Annotated in this window: 17 protein-coding genes; 13 read left to right on the top strand and 4 right to left on the bottom strand. The window is 37.7% G+C overall.

The window, feature by feature from the left end:
- The first annotated feature begins 474 nt into the window (after positions 1 to 474).
- Together MKJ01_RS18050 and MKJ01_RS18045 are read left to right on the top strand one after the other, a co-directional pair.
- Positions 475 to 2,448, top strand: coding sequence for an ATP-binding protein (locus tag MKJ01_RS18050; RefSeq protein ID WP_241615588.1), 1,974 nt, complete (start codon positions 475 to 477; stop codon positions 2,446 to 2,448).
- A 329-nt stretch (positions 2,449 to 2,777) separates the two neighbouring features.
- Positions 2,778 to 3,080 (top strand): transposase, encoded by a 303-nt coding sequence (locus tag MKJ01_RS18045; RefSeq protein WP_241615589.1) that lies wholly within the window; start codon positions 2,778 to 2,780, stop codon positions 3,078 to 3,080.
- Positions 3,081 to 3,257: 177 nt separating this feature from the next.
- Here the strand turns inward: MKJ01_RS18045 and mnmE are convergent, their stop codons facing one another.
- Positions 3,258 to 4,643 (bottom strand): tRNA uridine-5-carboxymethylaminomethyl(34) synthesis GTPase MnmE, encoded by a 1,386-nt coding sequence (mnmE, locus tag MKJ01_RS18040; RefSeq protein WP_241615590.1) that lies wholly within the window; start codon positions 4,641 to 4,643, stop codon positions 3,258 to 3,260.
- A 293-nt stretch (positions 4,644 to 4,936) separates the two neighbouring features.
- On the bottom strand, positions 4,937 to 6,706 hold the full coding sequence (locus MKJ01_RS18035) for an aminopeptidase P family protein (protein WP_241615591.1): 1,770 nt from the start codon (positions 6,704 to 6,706) through the stop codon (positions 4,937 to 4,939).
- A 220-nt stretch (positions 6,707 to 6,926) separates the two neighbouring features.
- Between MKJ01_RS18035 and MKJ01_RS18030 the strand changes: the two genes are divergently transcribed.
- On the top strand, positions 6,927 to 7,361 hold the full coding sequence (locus MKJ01_RS18030; RefSeq protein WP_241615592.1) for a DUF6526 family protein: 435 nt from the start codon (positions 6,927 to 6,929) through the stop codon (positions 7,359 to 7,361).
- Between the two features lie 205 nt (positions 7,362 to 7,566).
- On the top strand, positions 7,567 to 8,670 hold the full coding sequence (locus MKJ01_RS18025) for a DNA topoisomerase IB (RefSeq protein ID WP_241615593.1): 1,104 nt from the start codon (positions 7,567 to 7,569) through the stop codon (positions 8,668 to 8,670).
- 59 nt (positions 8,671 to 8,729) lie between these two features.
- Here the strand turns inward: MKJ01_RS18025 and MKJ01_RS18020 are convergent, their stop codons facing one another.
- Entirely contained in the window at positions 8,730 to 9,083 is a 354-nt protein-coding gene (locus MKJ01_RS18020; protein ID WP_241615594.1) for a hypothetical protein, read from the bottom strand.
- A gap of 271 nt (positions 9,084 to 9,354) precedes the next feature.
- On the opposite strand from MKJ01_RS18020, the gene pruA reads away from it, so the two are divergent.
- The 4 genes from pruA to MKJ01_RS18000 all read left to right on the top strand — a co-directional run bounded on the left by pruA (position 9,355) and on the right by MKJ01_RS18000 (position 13,274).
- On the top strand, positions 9,355 to 10,980 hold the full coding sequence (gene pruA, locus MKJ01_RS18015) for an L-glutamate gamma-semialdehyde dehydrogenase (protein ID WP_241615595.1): 1,626 nt from the start codon (positions 9,355 to 9,357) through the stop codon (positions 10,978 to 10,980).
- Between the two features lie 165 nt (positions 10,981 to 11,145).
- Positions 11,146 to 11,355, top strand: a complete 210-nt coding sequence (locus MKJ01_RS18010) for a hypothetical protein (RefSeq protein ID WP_241615596.1) — start codon at positions 11,146 to 11,148, stop codon at positions 11,353 to 11,355.
- Positions 11,356 to 11,581: 226 nt separating this feature from the next.
- The gene (locus MKJ01_RS18005) at positions 11,582 to 11,785 is read left to right on the top strand and encodes a hypothetical protein (RefSeq protein ID WP_241615597.1); all 204 of its coding nucleotides are present in this window, start codon (positions 11,582 to 11,584) and stop codon (positions 11,783 to 11,785) included.
- Positions 11,786 to 12,104: 319 nt separating this feature from the next.
- The gene (locus tag MKJ01_RS18000) at positions 12,105 to 13,274 is read left to right on the top strand and encodes a thioredoxin family protein (protein ID WP_241615598.1); all 1,170 of its coding nucleotides are present in this window, start codon (positions 12,105 to 12,107) and stop codon (positions 13,272 to 13,274) included.
- A 70-nt stretch (positions 13,275 to 13,344) separates the two neighbouring features.
- On the opposite strand, the gene MKJ01_RS17995 is transcribed toward MKJ01_RS18000, so the two are convergent.
- Positions 13,345 to 14,367 (bottom strand): 3-oxoacyl-ACP synthase III family protein, encoded by a 1,023-nt coding sequence (locus MKJ01_RS17995; RefSeq protein ID WP_241615599.1) that lies wholly within the window; start codon positions 14,365 to 14,367, stop codon positions 13,345 to 13,347.
- 72 nt (positions 14,368 to 14,439) lie between these two features.
- On the opposite strand from MKJ01_RS17995, the gene MKJ01_RS17990 reads away from it, so the two are divergent.
- From MKJ01_RS17990 to MKJ01_RS17970, 5 genes are all read left to right on the top strand, one after another.
- Positions 14,440 to 15,339, top strand: a complete 900-nt coding sequence (locus MKJ01_RS17990) for a CorA family divalent cation transporter (protein ID WP_241615600.1) — start codon at positions 14,440 to 14,442, stop codon at positions 15,337 to 15,339.
- Positions 15,340 to 15,522: 183 nt separating this feature from the next.
- The gene (locus MKJ01_RS17985; RefSeq protein WP_241615601.1) at positions 15,523 to 17,163 is read left to right on the top strand and encodes a patatin-like phospholipase family protein; all 1,641 of its coding nucleotides are present in this window, start codon (positions 15,523 to 15,525) and stop codon (positions 17,161 to 17,163) included.
- On the top strand, positions 17,091 to 17,567 hold the full coding sequence (locus tag MKJ01_RS17980) for a hypothetical protein (protein WP_241615602.1): 477 nt from the start codon (positions 17,091 to 17,093) through the stop codon (positions 17,565 to 17,567). The genes MKJ01_RS17985 and MKJ01_RS17980 overlap by 73 nt, the downstream gene beginning before the upstream one ends.
- 122 nt (positions 17,568 to 17,689) lie before the next feature.
- Complete coding sequence (locus tag MKJ01_RS17975) at positions 17,690 to 17,944, top strand: hypothetical protein (RefSeq protein ID WP_241615603.1); 255 nt, start codon at positions 17,690 to 17,692, stop codon at positions 17,942 to 17,944.
- Between the two features lie 72 nt (positions 17,945 to 18,016).
- The gene (locus MKJ01_RS17970; protein ID WP_241615604.1) at positions 18,017 to 18,487 is read left to right on the top strand and encodes a DUF2691 family protein; all 471 of its coding nucleotides are present in this window, start codon (positions 18,017 to 18,019) and stop codon (positions 18,485 to 18,487) included.
- Positions 18,488 to 18,571: the final 84 nt, after the last annotated feature.

Genomic DNA, 18,571 nt, shown 5'->3' with positions numbered 1-18,571 from the left:
ATTTTTGAAGAAAGGCTCAGATTATAAAATCTAAGCCCTGACTTTTTAACTTACACACTTTGTGGGAGAGTGTCTCCAATTATTTTATTGACATACCTAAAAACCTTTATCCCTTACTGTACCTTAAGTGTTTTATAGATAAATCGGTTACAACTTCATACTTGCTAATCTGAATAATATAGTATTTGGTAAACTATTTTTTTCTCCATTGTCCAATATCAGTCCAGCCCGATAAAACTGTGTTGCTTTAATAAATGTCAACGTTTGGTATAATCTTGTTCAATTTTATATTTGTGTTTATTATTTGTAAATTAATATATAAATACTTTATATTAGATCAAGCGATATTTTCCTCGAATGCCTTTAGAGTGGACTTTTCACTATATCTCTTATAGGGAGAATGCCGCTGCAATCCCTGCTGCGGATTATACCATATCCTATCACTATTAAACCTATTTGCCTTATCTTTGATTCATGAATACCGAGGAAAAATCTGGCAATGCCTCTTTTGGCCAAGATCTTATCTTAAAAGCACTGAGCTCTTCTCCCGAGCCTACGTCAATATATACCGGAACAGAGATGACCATTCAGTTCGCTAATGAGGGGATGCTTTCCCTATGGGGCAAAGATGCGTCCATTATCGGTAAAGCATTAATGATAGCAATACCAGAACTGGATGATCAGCCGTTTTTTTCTATTCTGGAAGAAGTTTGGCGTTCCGGCAAATCCTATTCTGTTACAGATGCACCTGCCAGACTTATTAAGAACGGTGTACCGGTCACTGATTATTTCGATTATGAATATAGGGCCCTGTTAGACAAGAATCATAAAACCTGGTGTATTTTGAACACCGCCCGCAACGTTACTTTAAGAAGGGAACATCAGCAACAAATGCAGGAAAAAGAAGAAAAGGAGCAGGGGCTTATGGAGGAAATGGCAGCAACGATGGAGGAATTGAGCACTTCAAATGATGAGCTCAACGATTCTTTAATGCTTCTTGCAGAAAGCCGTGAGCATGTAAGGACAATCATTGAGCAGGCTCCTGTTGGCATTGCGATGCTACAGGGTCCGGAGTTGATCATTGAAATAGCCAATCCAGCGATATTGAAGATCTGGGGACATCACTTGGCTGATGTACAGGGGCTACCCCACGAAACCGCAAGACCCGAACTTGAGGGCCAACCTGTGAACCAGTGGTTAAGGGAAACATTTGAAAAAGCCGAACGGAAAACAAATAGTGAATTCTCGGTAATGTTGCAGCACAATGGCGGGCTACGGGAGGCTATCGTCAACTCGATCTATCAACCTGTTTTTTCCTCTGATCACAAAGTCACTGGAGTTCTCATCATTCTGGATGAAATTACAGACCAGGTACTTGAGCGGAGGAAAAATGAGAAGGATCAACAAATGCTAGCTCTCGCCATTGAGGCCGGCGATCTTGCAACGTTCTACTATGAGCCGGCAACTAATCTCTTCTCGGGTAACACATTGTTAAAATCATGGTTCGGTTTAGCCGATGAGGAGCTACTTGACCTTTCAGTCGCGGTTGCCTCTATCTCAGAACAGGACAGGGAACGTGTCATTGCTGCAATAGGCGATGCGCTGAGTGAAGATTCAGATGGAAATTACTTTATTGAATATCGGATCGTACACCCACATAAACCGACTGGGAGACTTGTTCAGGCGCGGGGGAAAGTCTTTTATGATACCAATGGAAATGCTATGAGTCTAAATGGTACGCTGAGGGATATTACCGAGCAGAAAGCAGAGGAACAGAGAAAAAATGATTTTATAAGCATTGTAAGCCACGAACTCAAAACACCATTAACCTCTATCAACGCTTGGCTCCAAATGATGCAACGTCAGGCCATCCTTGCAGAAAATGCCACTCAGCAGGATATTACGGATAAATCTCTTAGACAGGTCCGCAATATGAATAGCTTAATCAATGGGTTCTTAAATATCTCGCGTCTGGACTCGGGAAGAATGATGATTGAACACTCAGAATTTGATTTAAAGGAACTCTTTAGCGAACTTGAAGATGAATTTCAATCGAGGATCCTCACCCATAAGATTGTCGTTGATCATCCACAAGCTTTACAATTAAATGCTGACCGGAATAAAATGTCACAGGTAATCCAAAACCTGGTAGAAAATGCGGTAAAATATTCACCAGTAGGAACAGAGATCAAATTCGGCTATTCGGCGACCGAAAACAAAACAGTAGAAATTTTTGTAATCGATCAGGGTATGGGAATTGCCGAAGAAGATCGGGACCAGATATTCGATCGGTATTATAGGGCAGATAAAAACAGGGTCGGATCAATCTCAGGCTTTGGGATAGGGCTTTACCTGTGTCGTGAAATTGTAGAAATACATAACGGACATATCAGTGTTAAAAGCAATACGGAAGGTGGAAGCACATTTAAAGTATTGCTCCCTATTTAGCTTTTTATATATTGATTTATTGCATAAAATCAGGTTTATACATTCATTCTCTGAGGATAACGAGCGAAGATTGCTCAGTTGTAGGATACATCATATTGAAAAATGGTTCTCTGTTAAACCCAGACCAGGTGTGCAAGAATATTTATAGAACAGGGATTTGCCCGATCGCTATGCTTTAAGTCGAATTTGATAGTGTTTCATAAATTGTGTAAGTTAAAAAGTTATTCTCGAAAATTTTGAGCCCTTATAGCTTAAAAAATTTTACGGAAACCTAACGAAGTGGTTCGGCGTAGCCAAATAACTTTTTATTATTTTTAACCTATATAGTTATGATCGAAAAAGAAGAATTATTAAACAACAGGGATTTCTACAAGTCGTTTAAAAATGGAGAAGATTTAACCACTTTTTTCAAACAGATGCATAAATGTGCCGTTGAACATATGCTGGAAGCAGAACTTGATGCTCATCCGGACAATGAAAAACATGAAAAAACCAAAGAAGTGAACTATCGCAACGGGCATGGAACCAAGAAAATAAAGTCCTTTTTGGAGAGAGTGAAATCAAAGTTCCCTCGGATTGTATACATTGAATTTCTACTTTATTTTCCTGAGCCCACTGCTGAATATTTTTAGATATAAACTCAGGGCCATGGCCAGCTCTTATGCATTTAGGCTTACGCCCCTGCTGTTTAAATGATCCAAAACTCTCACTACTCTTGCAGAGCAGATGTTTGTGTTAATTAATACTTTTTGTTTTCCCTTTATTAATGCGGGTTGTATCGTTGTATTATGATGCTTAGAAAATGGCGATTACTTTCCGATACAAAACTTAGAAAAAATATTTCCTAACACCTCATCATTGGTCACTTCTCCTGAAATTTCGCTTAAATGTTCCAGTGCATTTCTTAACTCGTACGCCAACAATTCGGTGGAAATCTGAAAAGAAATAGCCTCGTTGACTTTATGAACGGCATCCAGGGATTTCTGTAATGCTTCAAAATGACGTTGATTGGTAATGACTACATTATTTTCTGAGGCTTTAAGTTGCTCCACATAAGAAGACAGTTCATTTTTCAGATCCTGGATGTTATGGTTTTCTACTGCCGATATGGTAATAAAATCAAAGGCATTCGGTATTGCATCCCTGAAGATTTCTTCCACTTTTTCATATTGAGGCGGAGTTACTTCGTCGATTTTTGTTGCACAGATAATCAGCTTGAGATCGTCTCTTACCAGAGATCTGATCATTTCCACATCTTCCGTGAAGTCTGCTGTTGCAGCATCGGCAAGATAAACAAGAATCTGTGCATTCTCCACTTTCTCTTTAGCCTTTTTCACTCCGATGGCTTCAATCTCATCCGTTGTTTCACGAAGCCCTGCCGTATCAATCAAACGGAAAGCATGACCTTTAATATGCAGCACTTCTTCTATCGTATCCCTTGTTGTTCCTGCGATATTGCTTACGATTGCCCTTTCTTCTTTCAGCAGGGCATTCAGCAGGGTAGATTTTCCGGCGTTTGGCTTCCCGATTATGGCAACGGCTGTTCCGTTTTTAATAGCATTTCCATATTGGAAGCTTTCGATAAGGGAATTTAATTTTAACTCGATTTTATTTAGCAGCTGAATTAATGCAGTTCTGTCTGCAAATTCTACATCTTCTTCTGCAAAATCCAGTTCCAGCTCAATGAGCGATACAAAATTCAGCAGATCAGTTCTTAACAATGATATTTCATTGGTAATCCCACCCTTCAGCTGATTGATCGCTACTTTTCTTGAAGCTTCGTTTTCAGATGCTATGACATCTGCGATGGCTTCCGCCTGAGAAAGATCCAGCCTGCCGTTCATGAAGGCGCGAAGGGTAAATTCACCGGCTTTTGCCATTCTTGCGCCATTTTTAATCAGGGTTTCAAGAATACGTTTCCCAATATGCGGCGAACCGTGAAAAGCGATTTCCACAGAATTTTCAGTAGTGAAACTTTTTGGTGCCAGAAAAATGGATAGCATGATCTCATCAATAGCTTCATCACCATCCATAAAATAACCGTAATGTATGGTATGGGATTTCTGTTTTCCAAGATTTTTAGCAGGAAAACTTTTCTGAACTACCGGTAAAGCTTCATTTCCGGAAACCCTGATAATGCCTAAAGCACCTACTCCATTGGCTGTAGCCAGTGCGCAAATGGTATCGTTATTCATAATGCAAAGATAACAGTTTTAATGTAAGTTTTTAATGAGCAATAATCTGTTCTATGATTTGTTTTTTCTTATCCGGTAATAAATAAATCCTATAAAAAAGAGGTTTAAGATTCCCTTTTCAAAGTCATATAAAAATTTAAAATGATTTAAATAAAACATAACGGCACAAAAAACGTCCTGTAGAAAGTTACAGGACGTATATACATTTTTATCAAAATAATTACTGTTCAGGAGAATGATCATTACATTTCAAACTCCTGATAGTAAGCATATCTTGTTTTCAGCATTACAATTTAAAGCGGACTAACCAGTTGCAGAAACCAATCTTTCACCTCACCTTCCAGATGCAGACCTAATTTTTCCTCACAGGTTTTATGATACATATTCAGCCAGTTGATTTCTTCTTGAGAAAGAATTTCCTTTATGATCGTATCTTTAAAAAACGGGCAGAATGTTAATGTTTCAAATTCATAAAAAGTTCCGAAATCAGTTTTCTCAGCTTCTTTTACGGCAACCAGGTTTTCATGACGGATCCCGTAATTGCCTTCTACATAAAATCCGGGCTCGTTGGAACACACCATTCCAGGAAGAAGTTCCTGCGGGTTCATATCCTTCCTGATGTTTTGCGGACCTTCGTGCACATTCATAAAGCTTCCTACTCCGTGACCAGTACCGTGGTTATAATCTTTCCCTTGCATCCATAACGGCAGTCTTGCAATGGCATCTAACTGTACGCCTTTTGTTCCTCTCGGAAATTTCACCATCGATAACCGGATCAGTCCCTGCAATACCAAAGTAGAATTCATTTTGAATTCATCAGAAACCGCTCCAAGAGCCAGTGTTCTTGTAATATCCGTAGTCCCTTCAAGATATTGCCCCCCGGAATCCACTAAAATACTCGCGTCATTGGTAACCTCTTTACTGCCTTCACTTTTTGCAGAATAATGCATAATAGCACCGTTGTCCTTATAACCCACAATACTTCCGAAACTTTCGCCTACAAAATTTTCTCCCTCTGCACGGAAACCTCTTAATTTTTCACCGATAGAAAATTCAGTCATGGTTTCTTTTCCGGCATTATGGGTAAGCCAGTATAGAAATTTCACCATCGCAACCCCGTCTCTAACCATTACTTTTCTAAAACCTTCCAGTTCAGTTTCATTTTTCTGAGCTTTCATCAGGTTTCCTGGAACAGGAGCTTTAATAAAAAGATTATGTTCTTTTAATGTTTCAAAAATCGCCTGGTTGCTGTTGGGAGAAACCAGTACTTTTTCATTTTTAAACTCCTTCAGACAATTAAAAAACTCTTCATAAGGCTTCATTTTCACCCATGCATCGTCCATTTCCTTTCTTGATTCCACCTCAAGTTTATCTAAGTCGGTAAATAACAGGGTTTCATTCTTGGTAATAACGATATATCCTAAAAAAACAGGATTACTTTCTACGTCGCTGCCTCTTAGGTTCAGGGTCCAGGCTACATCATCCAAGCTGGAAATAATGTGAACGGTAGCTTGCAGAGCTTCCATTTTCTGACGAATCGCAGCGATTTTATCCGCAACGGATTTCCCAGCTCTTTCCACAGGATGTACAAAAATCGGGTTTTTGGAAGGGACTCCTCTTTCCTTCCAGATTTCCTTTAAAAGAGGCATATCTGCTAACGTAATATTTTTTTCGTTCAGCCTTTGGGTGAGAAGTTCCCAGTTCGCATGGGCTGTGGCCAGGGCATTTACTGCCACTTTACCATTTTCAGGAATTTCTGAGATGATCCAGTCGATATAATTCGGGGTTCCTTCCAGCCCGTCTTTAAAAAGATCGATGCCGGAATCTTCAAGCTCTTTGGCAGCCTGCGTATAATATCGTCCGTCCGTCCAGAGGCCGGCTTTATCTTTAGTCACCACCACAAAACCTGCTGAACCCAAAAATCCCGACAGCCAAGCCCTTTCCTGCCATTCTTCGGGAAGATATTCGCTCATGTGAGGATCTGCAGAATATACAATAAATGCATCAACATTATTTTTCTGCATTTCTTCGCGAAGCGCAGCTATTTTTTCCTTTGAAGTCATTTTTTAATGATTTTTAAACACGGAAAGTTACGAATTTTTTGAGGCATGAAATACATTATATCGTTTTCTTTAGCCCAATAACCCTTAAATTACTCTTAATTCCGTCTGTTGAAATATTAACTGCCAGATTATTGCTTTAAAGTCATTATCCGAGGATCATGAATAAAAGTTGTTAAGGTTAAATTAACATTTTGGAAAGGTTATTGCTACATTGATGAGTATGGAAAGTCAGAATTATAAAAACCACAGAAAATTTTATCCTCCTCATCATTTCATTTATCTTCCTTTACTCCTTATCCTTTTAGGTATTGGAATTTATAAAAGTTTAGATGATGACCATAATCTTCCATGGATACTTTTTTCAGTCAGCATTTTTCTGATTCTTTATCTGGCCATCATGGTACGGCAGCATTATGCGCTCGGCCTTCAAAACCGAATGGTGCGACTGGAATTTAAACAGCGGTATTTTGAGATTTTTGAGTTGAGATCGGACGAAACTGAAGAAAAACTTACATTCAGCCAGATAGCAGCGCTACGATTTGCCTATGATGATGAATTTAAAATCCTGCTTGAAAAAGCATTAAAAGAAAATACTTCGGGAGATGATATTAAAAAAGCCATTACCCGGTGGAGAGCTGACTATCATAGAATTTAAAATAATAAACACTTAAATATACATTATTATGAAAAAATGGAGCTTATACAGTTTAACTTTATTGAGTTTATTAACTCTTTCGAGTTGTGAAGCAGTAGAAACGATCTTCAAGGCAGGTATGTGGTGGGGAATTATATTGGTAGTTGGCGTAATAGCTGTTATATTATGGCTGTTTTCAAGGGGTAGGAACTCTTAATCATATCTTATGGAAAGTTCAGACTTAGAAATCATTTCCCATCTGAAGCCTTCGAAAATTGTAAAGATTATGAAAGATCCGGTAGCTTCTGCAAAGGCGGTACATCTTATTTATACTTCCGATGCAGAATCAGCCGGTATTACCCGCAAAAAAACCGGTAAAAAGTATTCTTATTACAAAGACGGCGAAAAAATCAGAGATAAAGAGGAGATTACAAGAATCAACAAACTGGTTATTCCTCCGGCATGGGAAAATGTCTGGATCTGTGCATTAGATAATGGTCACCTGCAGGCAACAGGCTTTGACCTGAAGAAAAGAAAACAATACCGCTACCATCCTTTATGGAGCGCCCTGAGGAACCATACCAAGTTTTATCGTATGCTTCAGTTCGGATATGCCTTACCTGAAATCCGCCTTCGGGTGGAAAAAGATCTCGCTTTAAGAAATTTCGAAAAAAGAAAAGTACTTGCTTTGATTGTCAGCCTGATGCAGCGAACCAATATCCGTATCGGAAATAACGCTTATGAAAAGCTTTACGGATCATTTGGTTTAACCACTTTGAAAGATAAGCACGTTAAAGTAAAAGGTCAGAAAATCAATTTTTCCTTTAAAGGTAAAAAAGGGGTTATGCACAATATCGATCTGAGAAGCAAAAGATTGGCCCGTCTGGTTGAGAAATGTAAGGATATTCCGGGAAAAGAACTTTTCCAGTTTATTGATGATGAAGGAAAACGTCATACCGTTGATTCCGGAATGGTAAATGATTATATCAAAGAAATCAGCGGCGAAGATTTTACAGCAAAGGATTTCAGAACATGGTCCGGAACAGTAAGCGCATTAATTGCCTTTAAAGAAATCGGATATGCTGAAACTCATACGGAATATAAGAAGAAGGTCAAAGAAGCTTTGGAAATCGTAGCTTCCCATCTTGGAAATACCAGTACAGTATGCAGAAAATATTACGTACATCCATTAGTCATTAACCTTTACGAAAACAACACGATTAAAAAATACCTGGATGAGCTTGAAGAAATTGAAGAAAATGACGGGAAAGCAGATTTAACCCACGAGGAAAAGCTGGTCCTTAAAATCCTGGAAACTGAAAAACTGTAATTCCTGCCAGATCGGTAAAAATAATATGACAGGATGAATCAATTTCCGTGACCTATAACCTATACGAAGTCTTCACCTTGCTTTATTTCCATCCTTTGCCAATCTTCATCAAACGAAACATCAAGAGCGCCTGATAAAAATTCCGACAGTTCACCAACACATTTCTGATAGTGTGATGTAATAGCAAAAGGTCTGTACCTCCCTATTATTACATTTGTGCCATCATTTGTTTTCATGATCTGGTAGGTTCCTTTTATTACGGCTTTACAGTTTTGCTGATTAACTGTAATCTGAAAATGTTTGCTGTCGACAAAATACAGCATATCAGATTTCATCTTATCTCTATTTTTATCCAGATAAAGAACATCTTCCTGGTAACTTTTCAGGTTAAAATACCATTTTGAGCCTTTCAAAGCACTGTTCAGTAACTGGTCTTCAGGAAACTCATAGTTTTTTATCAGGGCATCGGCAGGAATGTCATGTACTTTTTCTTTATCACGCTACGCGAAAATAGTCTGAGATAACATAACAGTTAATAATATAATTTTTCTCATTTTCCAGAATTTTATATCTTCTAATTTAATCATTTTCTAAACAAAAGGCTTAAATAGTTTCTATCGATTTTTTGTCCAGATTAAATGTTGTAAATTTGCATCATTAGCAAATTAAATAATAAAACATAATATGTCAAAAGCAATTTCGCAGGTACCATTTGCAGTCAACGAGCCGGTAAATTCTTATGCGCCGGGAACTCCGGAAGTAAAAAGTCTTATTGCCCAATACAAAAAAATGTGGGCTGAAAAGATAGAAATCCCAATGGTGATTGATGGAAAAGAAGTAAAAACAGGCGATAAAGTGCAGCTACAGTCTCCTCAGGATCATGCCCATGATTTCGGTTTTTACCACAGAGGTACAATGCAGCATGTGGATGATGCCATTAATGCAGCTTTGGCTGCCAAAAAAGAATGGAATGAGCTTGGATGGGAACACCGTGCCGCTATTTTTTTAAAAGCAGCTGATCTTTTAGCCGGACCTTACAGAGATGTGATCAACGCAGCTACAATGATCGGACAGTCTAAAAACGTTCACCAGGCTGAAATTGATGCAGCCTGTGAATTCATTGATTTTTTAAGATTCAATGTAGAATTCATGACTGAAATGTATTCTGAGCAGCCGGTTTCTGACGCAGGAATCTGGAACCGTGTAGAATACAGACCTCTGGAAGGATTCTGTTTCGCTGTAACACCGTTTAATTTTACCGCAATTTCAGGAAATTTGCCGACTTGTATGGCAATGCTTGGAAATGTAGTGGTATGGAAGCCTTCCGATAAGCAGGTGTATTCAGCAAAAGTGATCATGGATGTTCTTACAGAAGCAGGACTTCCGGCAGGAGTTATCAATATGATCTTTACAGACGGAAAAGAAACTGCTGAAAAAGTTTTGGCACACAAGGATTTTGCAGGCCTTCATTTTACAGGGTCTACCAAAGTATTCCAGGGAATGTGGAAAATGATCGGCGATAATATTCATCATTACAGAACCTACCCAAGAATTGTTGGTGAAACCGGAGGAAAAGATTTCGTAATCGCTCACCCGTCTGCTAATGTAGAAGCGGTAGCAACTGCTTTGGTCAGAGGTTCTTTTGAATATCAGGGACAGAAATGTTCTGCAGCTTCAAGAGCTTATATCCCTCAATCTCTTTGGGGCGATGTAAAAAAAGTGATGGAAACTCAGATTAATTCGATAAAAATCGGTTCACCGGAAGATCCTTCTAATTTTGTAAATGCGGTGATTGATAAAAATTCTTTTGAAAAGTGTAAAGGGTTTATCGACAGAGCAAATGCATCAGATGAAGCCAATGTGGTGATCGGCGGTAAAGCAGATGATTCTAAAGGATGGTTTGTACATCCAACTGTTATTGAAACAACAAATCCTCACTACGAAAGTATGGTTGAAGAGATTTTCGGGCCTATTCTTACGATCTATATTTACGAAGATCAGGATTGGAAGGAAACATTAAAATTAGTGGATTCTACTTCGCCTTATTCATTAACAGGTTCTGTATTTGCACAAGACCGTTATGCCGTGAATGAAGCTTTTAAAGCATTGGAAAATGCATCAGGAAATTTCTACATTAATGACAAACCAACAGGTGCGGTAGTCGGCCAACAGCCTTTCGGAGGTGGCAGGGCTTCTGGAACCAATGATAAAGCAGGATCTAAAATGAACCTTTTAAGATGGACTTCGGTAAGAAGCATTAAGGAAACTTTTGTTTCTCCTAAAGATTATAAATATCCTTACCTTGGATAATTCACAGGCAATTAATCATTGTTGTTAGATACATACAGCCCCGGAATAAATTCCGGGGCTTTTTAATATCCGACAGGTTATAATAATATATCGCAATAATCGGTTTGGAATAATTATTGATAGCAACCATAGGTACCATCAAAATAAAATAGTATGAAAAAATTAATGCTAGCCGCTCTAGGCTTAGGTCTTGTTACAGTAAGCTGTGGCACAAAAGAATCGTCGATGTCAACTGCCAATTCGGACTCTGCAAAAGTAGACAATACCATGCAAAGTACACCGGCAACAACAGATACTATGAGCACATCAACAATGGGCACAGATACTGTGAAGGCAACAACAGATTCAGCTGCTACTACAACACCTGCCCGATAAATTTAGCATTTACCGGCATTTGAAAATCCACAAAAAATAAATTTTGTGGATTTTTCATTTATTGCAGAGATCAGAATATACTGCATTACTATCTTTAACGGGATGCTAATTCATTTCTTCAAATCCATTGAGATTTAAAAACATCTTTTATCTTTTATCTTTTATCTTTTATCTTTTATCTTTTAATCATTATATTTGATTGATACTAAACATTAAAAAAGTTGTTATGAAAAAATTATTAGCAGGAGCTGTTTTAGGTTGTCTTCTTTTGGGAAGCTGTGCTCAGAATAAGGAAAACAGAGAAGAATTCAAGGAAGAAAGGAATAAGGACTATATGAGAAACAGTATGGGGGACAGTGCAGCCTCACATTCTGAATCTGCCACAGCGGACAGCATGAAGATGAAAGAAGATACGGCAAGAACAAAATAAAAAAGAACCGCAGAAGATCTTTCTGCGGTTCTTTTTTTATATCATAATTGTAAAAATAATTTAAAAGCCTCTGTTAAAATCATTATTAAGCAATAACGACCTTATTGTCCTGACTTCTACAAAAAAATTATATTTAATATAATTCTATAATTTTCATTCATTTTTTTAATCAAAACTAAACCCTTAAAGAATTAATTCCTACTACTCGTTACTTTAACATATTGGTAGAAAAATAATTCAATCTGTCTGTAACTATTTTTATGATATGAATACTTATGTATCAGCATAATTATTACATTTGTAATCAATAAAAAGCATTATGAAAAAACTGACAATATTCTCTGCCCTTCTTATCGGAGCCATGACTCTTGCACAAGGGATTAAATTTGAAGACACCAACTTCTCCACTATTCTGGCAAAAGCCAAAAAGGAAAATAAACTTATCTTTGTAGATGCCTATGCTTCATGGTGCGGCCCATGCAAGCTGATGGTGAAAAATGTATTTCCTCAGAAAGCTGTAGGAGATTATTACAACTCCCATTTTGTGAATGCCAAGATTGATATGGAAAAAGGCGAAGGAATCGATCTTGCCAAGAAATATAATGTGAAAGCCTTCCCTACCTATCTTTTTATAGACGGAAACGGTGAAGTGGTACACCGGACATTAGGGTATGTAGAGGAAAATGATTTCATCCAGTTTGCGAAAGATGCGGGAGATCCAAGCAAAAGACTCACCGCCCTGAAGCAGAAGTTCGAAGAAGGTGAAAAAGATCCTGAATTCCTGAAAAACCTAGCCGGACTTACCATGTACAGCGACCCTGAATTTTCCGGAAAAGTAATGGAACGTTATTTCAACGCGAAAACGGAACTAAACCAGGAAGATATCCAGATGCTCCTTTTTGCTGCCCAGAATATCGACAGCCCGATGTATAAAACATTCCAGGCCAAAAAAGCAGAAATCTCCAAAGTGATCACGCCGGAAAAATATGAGGCTATCGATAAAAGCATTAAAATCAGCGGCCTTTTCAAGAAATCGTATAATGCAGATACCAAATCCTGGAACGACAATTATTTCCTGACGGAAGCTCAGAAATTCATACCGAAGGAAGAAGCTGAAAAGATCCTGAAAAAGACACAGGCCGGAAGAGCATTGAGGGATAAAGATATTGCCAAATACGAAAAGCTGACCCTGGAACTGAACAAAGATACTTCTGCCATGAGTTCGGAAGAACTTAATTCCGTGGCATGGAACTTCTTTGAAAATGTGACCAACAAAGCGTCTCTTGAAAAAGCGGTTGCCTGGGCACAGGAATCGGTGAAGAAAAATGAAAATTACGCCAATACCGATACACTGGCTAATCTTTATAATAAGATCGGAGATAAGAAAAACGCCAAAATATGGGCCGAAAAATCCATACAGCTGGCCAAAAGTTCCGGGGAAGATTCTTCCGATACGGAAAAGCTGCTGAAGAACTTAACAATACAATAAAGACAAAATCCGCAGAAAATAAATTTCTGCGGATTTTTTATTATTAAAAATTGATATTAAAATTATTCAATTAATATTCAAATAAAACACTGCCCCAGGTAAACCCGCTTCCGAATGCCGAAAGAAGCACGAGATCTCCTCTTTTAATTTTACCCAGTTCAATAGCTTCACTTAAAGCAATAGGGATAGAAGCGGCCGTTGTATTCCCATACTTCTGGATATTGTTATGGATCTTTTCATCCGGCAACCCGAATTTCTGCTGTACAAATTGTGCAATCCTTAAATTAGCCTGGTGTGGAATAAACATATCAAGATCATCAATCGTTTTCCCTGCTTTATTCAGGGCTTCCTGCATGGTTTCCGGAAACCTTGTCACGGCATGCTTGAATACGAAATTTCCGTTCATGATGGGATACACTTCTTTATTGGTCACCTGATCGGGTTCCTTCCTCATCCTGTCACTCCATCCGAACTTAGAGCCAGGAAACTGTGTACACAATTCATCGGCATATTTTCCTTCCGAGTGCATATTAACGGCTAAAATATCACCTACATTATCATCTATTGTCGCAGAAAGCACCATAGCGCCTGCTCCATCTCCGAAAATCACCGAAACCCCTCTTCCTTCATCAGAAAAATCCAATCCGAACGAATGAACCTCTGCACCCACCACAAGAATATTTTTATAGGTCCCCGATTTAATAAAGGCATTGGCTACACTCATCGCATAAACGAATCCTGAGCACTGGTTCCTGACATCCAGAGCTCCGATGGTATCGCACCCCAGCATATCCTGCAATAAAACACCGCATCCCGGAAAATAATAGTCCGGAGAAAGGGTGGCAAAAACAATATAATCAATATCCTGAGCCGTCAGTCCGGCATTGGCAATCGCTTTTTCAGAAGCTTTAAAACCTAAATACGCTGTGGTTTCCTGGGAATCATTCCGGTTTTTACGGTGTCTTCTTTCTTTAATCCCCGTTCTCTCCGTAATCCATTCATCATTGGTGGTCATTAATTCAGCTAAATCATCATTGGTAACAACGTTATCCGGAACATAAAATCCGATTCCTTTTATTGTACTTTTAATCATATAGTTTTTTAATTTTAACAAAGATAAACTTATTTAATACATAGTTTTTCAAAATATTGCTATTTTTACCTTATGCCAATTGATACGATTTACAGAGATTCCCAGTGCGAATGGATAGATGTGGAAGCCCCTACAGAGGAAGACATCAGATTTTTACATGAACGGTATGAAATTAACCATCTTCTCCTGGAAGATACCCTTGATCCCAATCACTTACCTAAGTACGAAGAGACTGGCAACATCAGGTTTTTTCTTCTGCGGGAAAGCACGGAACTGGAACGTAAAAATCTAAATACCATCAGTGATATCAGTACGAAAATCGGAATATTTCTGCTAGGACGGACAATTATCACTGTCCACCGTATGAAAACCAAGAGCATTTCTGAAACCCAAAAAAATATTTCAGCCCTTAACAATGAGATGGCTCCTGAAAGCATAGCCCTGAAAATCGCTTTACTGATCATGAAAAGTTTCGATGACGAATCCATAAGCCTTTTTGAAACCATGGATAATATTGAAAACGAAATTTTCCTGAAAAATACCAACCATACCAATCAGATTAAAAGGCTATACAAACTGAAGAGAAAATCCGGACTTAATTTCAGAGTACTGACCATTTCTACAGACGCCATTGATAAATTCAAGCTTTTGGGACTGCAGGAATCCGAATTTTTTGACCTTAAGGATAAGCATAAAGATGTGGTTGCTGATTTTGACCATCTGAATATCCAGATCACCAACCTTATTTCCATGTTCCTTGCCCTGTCTGACCAGAAGGCAAACCAGGTAATGAAAGTACTGGCGATTTATTCCGTTTATTTTTTACCGATCACTTTCATTGCAGGAGTATACGGAATGAATTTTGACAATATGCCGGAACTTCACCATAAATACGGCTATTTTTTAACTTTAGGATTAATGGCTGCTGTTGTGATCTGTACTTTTATTTATGCACGGAGGAAGCAATGGTAAACATCTGAATTATTTTAAAAATGATGCGTGACTAAAGATTTATAATTAATTTTATATCACACAAATAAGCCAGAGGATTATTGTACTTTTAATAAGAATAAACGATAAGAAACATTGGAAATAGTTCCATGATCCAAACTGTTTAAGGAATATGTTGATTTCTTAAAGCTAATGGTTGGGTTCATGTACAATGAAAACTTACCTGTTACGATTACAATCACCATCACCAAACACGCCATGAACACTGAAAATTTACATACGATTCTTGAGGAAAATATACTTTCTCCTCAATCTAAAGAAAAGCTGAACGCTTTATACTCAAATATCTCGGCTAAAGAATTTTCTGACCTGCTCGATGCGGAAGGCCATCAGTATGTAGAATTTGTACAGGAAGGCGGTGGCGTCTGGGGAAGTGCATTAGTTGGCTATTTATACGGTCTGGAAATGTTTGGGATCCGGTTTCTGAAAGTAGCAGGTACAAGCGCCGGAGCGATCAACACCATGCTGATTGCCGCCTGTAAAACAAAGGAAGAAGCCAAAAGCGAAATCATCCGGGATATTTTGTTCAACTGGAATTTTGCCGATTTCATGGATGGCAAGCCGTATATAAGAACGACCATTCATGCGATGCTCAACAATAAAAATTTCCTGAAGATCAATCTCTACATTATGGTTGCAACTTTGATATTCTTTGGAGTCCTTGCATTTGTTCTGCCGACCAAAGCCATCTGGGAAACAAAATTACTTTTTGCCATTCCTCTATTATTGGTTATTATAGGAGTATTATGCCTGGCCAAGCTTTATCGTGATCTGAAGAAAAGAAATTCAGGACTCAACCCTGGGAATACGTTCCTGACACAGATGGAAAATGTCCTGCAGGGATTCGGCATCAAAACCGTTGCCCAGCTTAATGAAAAATTTGTACAGTCGGGCAAAAATCTCAATCTGAATTACCGCTATGGAAACGGCACGGAATATTATGACATTGCCTTAAAAAGTATTGAAGAAATACGCGAAAACAATAAGAAACATATTGATGAGATCCGCTACAGGATTTTTTATGACAGCACGGTTAATAATGAATATTACAGGAATGATCCTTTTTATCTATTAAAATCGGAATATATTGTAATTACCACCGATATTAATGCCAAAATAAAGGTTGAACTTCCTACCATGGCCAACCTGTATTGGTCTGAAGAGGAACTGAAGCACATAAGCCCAGCAGAGTTTGTGCGAGCTTCCATGTCGGTTCCATTCTTTTTTGAGCCGATGCAGAAAAGGATCAATAAAGATGATGATTCTGTGAAATACGCCTGGAAATTCTGGATGAATACGCAACAGGAAAACATTAATCCCGTCGGTGTTTTTATTGATGGCGGAAGCATTTCCAATTTCCCGATGGACCTCTTTCATGCTGCCGATATTTTTTATCCTAGAATACCTTTATTCGGGGTACAGCTCACCAGCGATTCCGATCTTCTGTCCGAAAAAGGAAAAACCAGTGAAGAGATTTTAAAATCACCACTTTCCTATGCCGCCAATATCATTGACACCTTAAGAGGCTTTAATGACAAGACCTTTCTTACCAAACATACTTTTTATCATCTGTTCAGCATCCAGACGGTAAACTGCGGGACCAGCAGCTGGCTGAATTTCTTTATGAAAAAGGAAGAAAAAGAAGAACTTTTCAACCGTGGCTTTCAGGCAGCCCTGGACTTTCTCAATAATTTCGACTGGGAAAAGTATAAATGCGAAAGAATGATGCTTTCGATGAAAGAGAAAAAGATATTGAAGGAGGAAGATACACCGACAGTGGGATAATCGCACATCATGAATACACTCAATTAATAAGAAAGATGACCGATAAAATAGACTTAAGAGAATCTTTAAATATTCTGAATTCCGAAGCAACTACTCCGGAAGAAGTATTTCAGAGTCAAACGCTGCGTCCTGTTTTAAAATTACAGAATGAACTGTATTTATCTTTATTTACAAATTACGCAGCCCGACAAAATGCAGATTTTAATTCTTTATCCGAAGGAAAGAAAAATATTTTTATAGAACAAAGCCTTCAAAAAGACAGTGTATTAAAAAATATCTTTATAGGAATGACTATTGGAATGTTTACCTTACAGGAATTGGAAGTTTATCATTCCGACAGTAAAGTTTTTAACAAAAGAATTATTACGATGCTGATTGAGAGATTGAAAAGTCAGATTACTTAATGATAAGATATTTTTAAATAAGAAATCAATTATGTAGTTAATTCCATGACAGACATTTAACAATTAAAATATTTAAGATTAGATATATTTTTCCTTCTATAATATCAAATGAACTTAAAAAGATGAATAGAGAAACGGTAATCTACATCATAAATTACTTCAGAAACTTAATGAGTATTGATGAGAAATTAACATTAAAATATAAAATGATGGAATGTCCGGAGCTTGAAGAAGATATAGCAAAACGCATTATGAAAGAAACACCGGATAAAGTGTTTTTTAACAACTGTTCAAAATGCGGAAAACTTGCAAGGACTCCTTTTGCGAAACAGTGTCGTTATTGCGGATATAGTTGGCATTCAGAACAAATAATCTAAATAAAATTATGAAATACATCTACAAACACTGTGGCAAAGAAAACAAGAATAAGTATATGAAAAATAAATAATATGAACTGGATTATATCAAGAACAAAAATATCATTCCACACTCATTTATTTGAAATTTTAAAACCGATTTGGAAAGATCTTTCTGAATGTAATTGGGTTTTAACGGACTTGGATTTTATGTCTGATAATGAAATTCCTATTAATTTTGATCATGATTATTTTATATTTAATAGAGAAGAGTTTGAAAAGCTCTACCAATCCCATACTCAGATGATCTGGGGAATTATCTCGGCTGTGCCTCAGGGAATTTCATTAAATGAGAAAATCATTTCAACATTGTCAGCAGAAGACGCAAGAGTATGGGAAAGTGACGAGTTTCTTATTCCGGAATCTATTGTAGAAATCATTGCTTTTGATAGCAGCTATACGATTGTGAAATTTAAAGACGAGAAACTCTCAAATATGTTTAAAGAATATTTTCAGAAAGAAGCCGTAGACTTACAAAAATTTAATGATAAATATATTCGCTAAAAAATTCTGACACTCTCCCACAAAGTGTGTAAGTTAAAAAGTCAGGGCTTAGATTTTATAATCTGAGCCTTTCTTCAAAAATAA

Source organism: Chryseobacterium sp. SSA4.19, assembly GCF_022601875.1.
In the GTDB taxonomy this organism is placed as follows: domain Bacteria; phylum Bacteroidota; class Bacteroidia; order Flavobacteriales; family Weeksellaceae; genus Chryseobacterium.
This window is presented reverse-complemented; position numbering and strand designations above follow the sequence as displayed.